Here is a 5,132-nt window from a genome sequence, read left to right as displayed (position 1 = left end):
GTTGTTACAATCGTTTCTGCTTTAGCAGATGTTGTGAAAATCCCAAGACCAAAAACCGCTGCTGTTGCTATACCCATAAATTTTTTCATAATAGCCTCCATTGCATTTGTTTTCGTTGACCTCATTATAGCAACCATTATTTTCTTATTTGCGGAAAACACAAAACTACAAAGCATTCGTAACGGGTCATTAATATTCTGTAATAATTCCAGTAATATCCTAAAAGCGCTTTCTTACAGTTGTTAGGGGGAGTTAGAGCATATGATACATAAAAATGGGAGTATTTCAATTTCTAATCGGTTAATAATGTTTCTGTAACGTTACGGAAATGTTTCGTGAACGTTACAAAAATGGCGTGTTTTACTGTTGAAACAGGAAAGTAGTTATGTAAAAATAACTATTTTGGTTGTGGAGAAATATAAATGAGGTGAAAATCGATAAAATATCTCTATAATTGTTACAAAATAAGTCGAGGTATGGAAAAAATTACGCCTTGATTTTAGGGTTTCACATATTATTTTTGCAATAATAGGATTGTAGGATAGTGGTAATGCGAAATGAAAGTTGCAAGGATAAAAAGATAATCGCAACATGAAACATATATAATAGAAGAAACATGATTTAAAGGGACGATATTGTTATGAATTGGTTCGTGAATTCCTGTAGATTCATATTTTTAATAAAACGTTGATAAAATTGAATTATTCTTCAATAAAATAAAAAATAGTGGAGATTTGCTTCGAATTACAAATAATAGAATGATTATACGCTGTTTTTTAAAGAATTATAAACTAAATATAGAACAAAAGTTCGATTGGTGGTAAAATATTCATAAAGATATTTTGTAGTATTTTTTGGGAATTAGGTGCGTGGTTTAACATATACAAATAGTTATGAAAATGAGTATATATAGGAGGGAGATTAAATAAAGAAAATTTAGTAATGGTAAGTTGGAAAGTAGTTCAGTAAGAAATCATTATCCTGTTAAAGGTGATGGAGGATTTTGGAAATGACAAAAGAGGAAATCGTTAAGCTATTTATAAATACGATAGTAAAGATAGCCCCAGAGAAATTAGATGAATACATAGAAAAAATTAAAAGAAATAGCCATTCTTCTAAATAAATAGGCTATTTCTTCTCAGGTTTCGTATGATTTTTATTTAGCGCCTGAGCGATAGAAAGCATTTGTTCTAATGCTATATCTTTTTCATCTTTTGGTAACGGTTCTAGCCATTCCATGATTTCTTTAAACTTTTTATATTTGTGTGCATTTAAATCTATTTCTTTGCTTTCTCCATATAAGTAGTCAATAGTAACATTAAATCTTTTTGAAACTTTTTCTAATGTTTCTCGTCCAGGAAAGGCTTTCCCATTTTCAAATTTAGAAATAGTTCCTTTTGTTAAGCCAACCTCTTTCCCGAATTGTTCTTGGCTTAACTTACTATCTATTCTGATTTGTTTTAATCTATCTTTTATTTCCACTGTATATTGTCTCCCCTTTAAACGAGTTTCCAAAATAACTCTTATTTTCATTATAAAGTTTACTAATAGGAATCGTAAAGAGGAAAGGATTGATATAATATGGGGCTATTTAAAGAAATGTTGGATCCTTCAATTTGTGAAATACGTAATGTTGAAGAGAGGTAGTAATAATCTTTTAATAACATGAAAAAAATTTTAAACGAAAAGTTTCACTGTGTGAAACTCGAGGGGCATATGCCCTCATTAGAAAAGATGCTTTTATTTTAATGAGTAGATTTAATTGTATTCTCCAATAAATATAGAGCGATCTTTTAAAAGTAAGAAGGATTTTATACGAAAATAAATTATATTCTTGGGAGGTTTTTAATTTGGAACAACCAATTTTATTATCAATTATGGATAAAGAAACAGAAAAGAAAATACAAAAAGTAGTTATAAGTATTTTAAAGGAACATCGTGCATTAAAGGTTCGTTTTGGGGATGAGATTGGGCAACAGCAGGGAGGAATTAATTTGTTTCCTGAAATTTGTAATACTAAGCAGATTAATCAAATGAAGTATAGACAGGTTGAAAAAGCTTTAAAGTATAGCTTAGATGAGGACGAGAGAAACATTATTGAGATGAAGTATTTAAGCGATCAAAAATTAAGAGATGATTATATTTATAATGAATTGTTAATAAAGAAAGACTCTTATTATGAAAAGAAGAAGAATGCTCTTCGCTTAATTGCTACGGCTTTAGGGGTGATTTGAGCATCATAAGTAAAGGTTTACTATATCCGAATGGGAAAATAGTGAGATCTTTTCAATAGATTTACATAATCAATAAAGATAGTAGAAGGAGAAATTTCCGATGAAGAGAGGGATAATTAAGGGGAATTTATAAATATGGATGAATGATAATCTTAGTATCAGAAGGGGAAAACAAAATCCCTTCTGGTGAATAAGCGTTCCACCAGAATAGGACGCACTCGGGTTATCGTACAGTGATGCTTTCATAGGTCACCATGCACTTTGTTCGCGTAGATAACCAGCGGGGCCTTGGAGGTAAGAGTACTCCTGTGTGGTGTGTGTATTGCTCAACTTTGTAGATATTATCTGAGCTAAACATACAAATGAATATTTTTTATTTCATGTATGTTTAACCTCCTACATTTAAGTAAGTTTAGGAATGAGAAGATAGTATTTTTAAGGGTTGAATGAGTTTATATACTCTCAAACTTAATACATTTAAAGTAGCGAAATAGTTTTTGGTGTACTAGGTAAAAGAGTAGTACAAGGAGGTATGATAAAGGAAGAAAATATGTATACACTTCTCCTGAATTAACATACTTAGAAAAATATAGAATCTAGTAACTGTACAGGTGCAAAGCGTAGCCTAATTAAAAATTAATTAGTATGGAAAAGGTTATTACAGATAAAAACTATCCCTCCTATACAAATAAATCTTAGTGATTTAATAAAAAGCGAAGAGAGACATTTGTCTTTCTTTTTTATTTGAAAAAAGAGAAAGGAACGTGGCTCATATTGCTAGTTTAATAAAGATATTTGGAGCGACATTCGGAGCTTTTTGTGGGTATTTTTTTGGAGGGTTTGATGTTGCATTGAAAGTATTGGTAATAATAGCAGTTATTGATTATCTGTCTGGAATGATTGCAGCAGGGTATAGCGGAGAATTGAAAAGTAAAGTTGGCTTTAAGGGCATTGCTAAAAAGGTGATGTTATTTTTATTAATTGGAGTTGCAGCACAGCTAGATTCATTATTTGGTAGTAATAGTGGAATTCGAGAAGCAACAATCTTTTTCTTTATAGGAAATGAAGCATTATCAGTTTTAGAAAATGCTGGTCGTATAGGGATTAAGATTCCGAAAATATTAATCAGTGCTGTTGAAGCTTTAAATAATGAACAAAAACAAGAACATAAAAAGGAGAAATGAAGTAATGGGACACATTGTAGATATTTCAAAATGGAACGGTAATATAGATTGGAGTGTAGCGGCTCCACAGCTTGATTTAGTTATTGCTAGGGTGCAAGATGGCTCAAATTACGTAGATCCTATGTATAAAGAATACGTTCAAGCTATGAAAAGTTATAAAGTACCGTATGGAAATTACGCATTTTGCCGCTTTACGTCTGTTGCGGATGCTAAGAAAGAAGCGCAAGATTTTTGGGCGCGAGGTGACAAAGGTGCATTATTTTGGATTGCAGACGTTGAGGTTAAGACAATGGGTGATATGCAAAGTGGGACGCAAGCATTTATCGATGAATTACGCCGTTTAGGAGCAAAAAAAGTTGGTTTATACGTAGGGCATCATACTTATGAAGCGTTTGGTGCAGCAAATATTAAAGCTGATTTTACATGGATTCCACGTTATGGCGGGAATAAACCAGCTTATCCTTGTGATATTTGGCAGTATACTGAGACAGGAAATGTATCTGGTATTGGTAAATGTGATTTGAATTATTTAATTGGTAACAAGTCATTATCTTGGTTTCTTGATGGAAATGGTGATAACAATGGGCAACAAAGTCGACCGGTAGGTATTGGGATCGCTATCTCAAAATATCCTGTTGGATATGAGGTGAACTTAAATACAAATCCAACTGATTTTATATTTTCAGGTAATTCTATTAAAGATAAAAACCCATATTTAATTTATAAAGCTTGGTGGATCCCAGAATATATGATTAATTTCGGCGGGGATCAACAATGGGCAAAATTAGAGCATTTCGATGTTCAATGGTTTTATGCTTATTCAAAATATCCTTCTGGTTATCAAATTAGACATTACGATGGACCGAATGGAAAAGATACTGGTTTTGTCGATGGTGGCGAGCCGTATCGATTATTTGGGCGTCAAGATGGACATGTTGATATTGGTGGGAATCGTTGGATTCGTGAAGAACATGTAGTAATTAGATAATACAAAAGGCCAACTTATTTAAGTGGCCTTTTATAATTTTTATTAAAGATTATTTGAAATTAATAGGATCGTTACTTTATATAAATTAAGTAGAAGAAAAGGAAAGGTGATATATATGTTAAAACATAGTGTAATGATGGATGTATTAGCGAATGCGGATACGAAGGAAAATGTAGAAAAGTCATTTTATGCATATAATGAAGCTTCTTTTACATCAGTTAAATCAAATGGAGGCGTGGAATATCCGCCTCAAACAATTCTTATAAGGGAAAAACGAAACAATGGTTGGTGGAAAATTCAAACTTGGGAAGGCGAGAAGTGGATCAATTTAAATGGTGAGAAAAAGTATGTAGAGAAACCATTCTATACGTATAATGAGCCATCATTTGTGTCTGCAAAAGGAGGAGGAGGCCAATCCTTTTTAGCACAAGAGGTACCTGTTATCGATGGGACGACAAGTGGCTGGTTAAAAATTATTTCTTATGAAGGAGAAAAATGGATCAATCCAAACGGTGAGAAAAAGTATGTAGAAAAATCATTCTATACGTACAATGAGCCATCTTTCGTATCTCCAAAAGGAGGAGGAGGCCAAGTCTTTACAGCGCAAGAGGTACCTGTTATCGATGGTACAACAAGTGGCTGGTTAAAAATTATTTCTTACGAAGGAGAGAAATGGATTAATCCAAATGGTGAGAAAAAGTATGTAGAAAAATCATTCTATACGTA

General features: G+C 32.3%; 4 protein-coding genes and 2 pseudogenes. 4 read left to right on the top strand and 2 right to left on the bottom strand.

Annotated elements, in window-relative coordinates; translation table 11 throughout:
• Window positions 1-212, bottom strand: a pseudogene (locus MR113_RS26685) (enterotoxin); the annotation flags it as partial.
• A gap of 916 nt (window positions 213-1,128) precedes the next feature.
• Complete coding sequence (locus MR113_RS26680; RefSeq protein WP_098273348.1) at window positions 1,129-1,482, bottom strand: helix-turn-helix domain-containing protein; 354 nt, start codon at window positions 1,480-1,482, stop codon at window positions 1,129-1,131.
• Between the two features lie 368 nt (window positions 1,483-1,850).
• Here MR113_RS26680 and MR113_RS26675 point away from each other — a divergent pair, with 368 nt between their 5' ends.
• The 4 genes and pseudogenes from MR113_RS26675 to MR113_RS26660 form a co-directional block, all read left to right on the top strand.
• Window positions 1,851-2,234: an ArpU family phage packaging/lysis transcriptional regulator gene (locus MR113_RS26675; RefSeq protein ID WP_098273347.1), complete on the top strand. Its 384-nt coding sequence runs from the start codon at window positions 1,851-1,853 to the stop codon at window positions 2,232-2,234.
• A 764-nt stretch (window positions 2,235-2,998) separates the two neighbouring features.
• The gene (locus MR113_RS26670; protein ID WP_098273346.1) at window positions 2,999-3,418 is read left to right on the top strand and encodes a phage holin family protein; all 420 of its coding nucleotides are present in this window, start codon (window positions 2,999-3,001) and stop codon (window positions 3,416-3,418) included.
• A gap of 4 nt (window positions 3,419-3,422) precedes the next feature.
• Window positions 3,423-4,406 carry a glycoside hydrolase family 25 protein gene (locus MR113_RS26665; RefSeq protein ID WP_242257421.1) on the top strand — a complete coding sequence of 328 codons (984 nt, stop codon included), beginning with the start codon at window positions 3,423-3,425 and terminating at the stop codon, window positions 4,404-4,406.
• Between the two features lie 115 nt (window positions 4,407-4,521).
• Window positions 4,522-5,132 (top strand): annotated as a pseudogene (locus MR113_RS26660) (C40 family peptidase); the annotation flags it as partial.

The organism is Bacillus cereus group sp. BfR-BA-01379 (genome assembly GCF_022663605.1).
In the GTDB taxonomy this organism is placed as follows: domain Bacteria; phylum Bacillota; class Bacilli; order Bacillales; family Bacillaceae_G; genus Bacillus_A; species Bacillus_A mobilis.
This window is presented reverse-complemented; position numbering and strand designations above follow the sequence as displayed.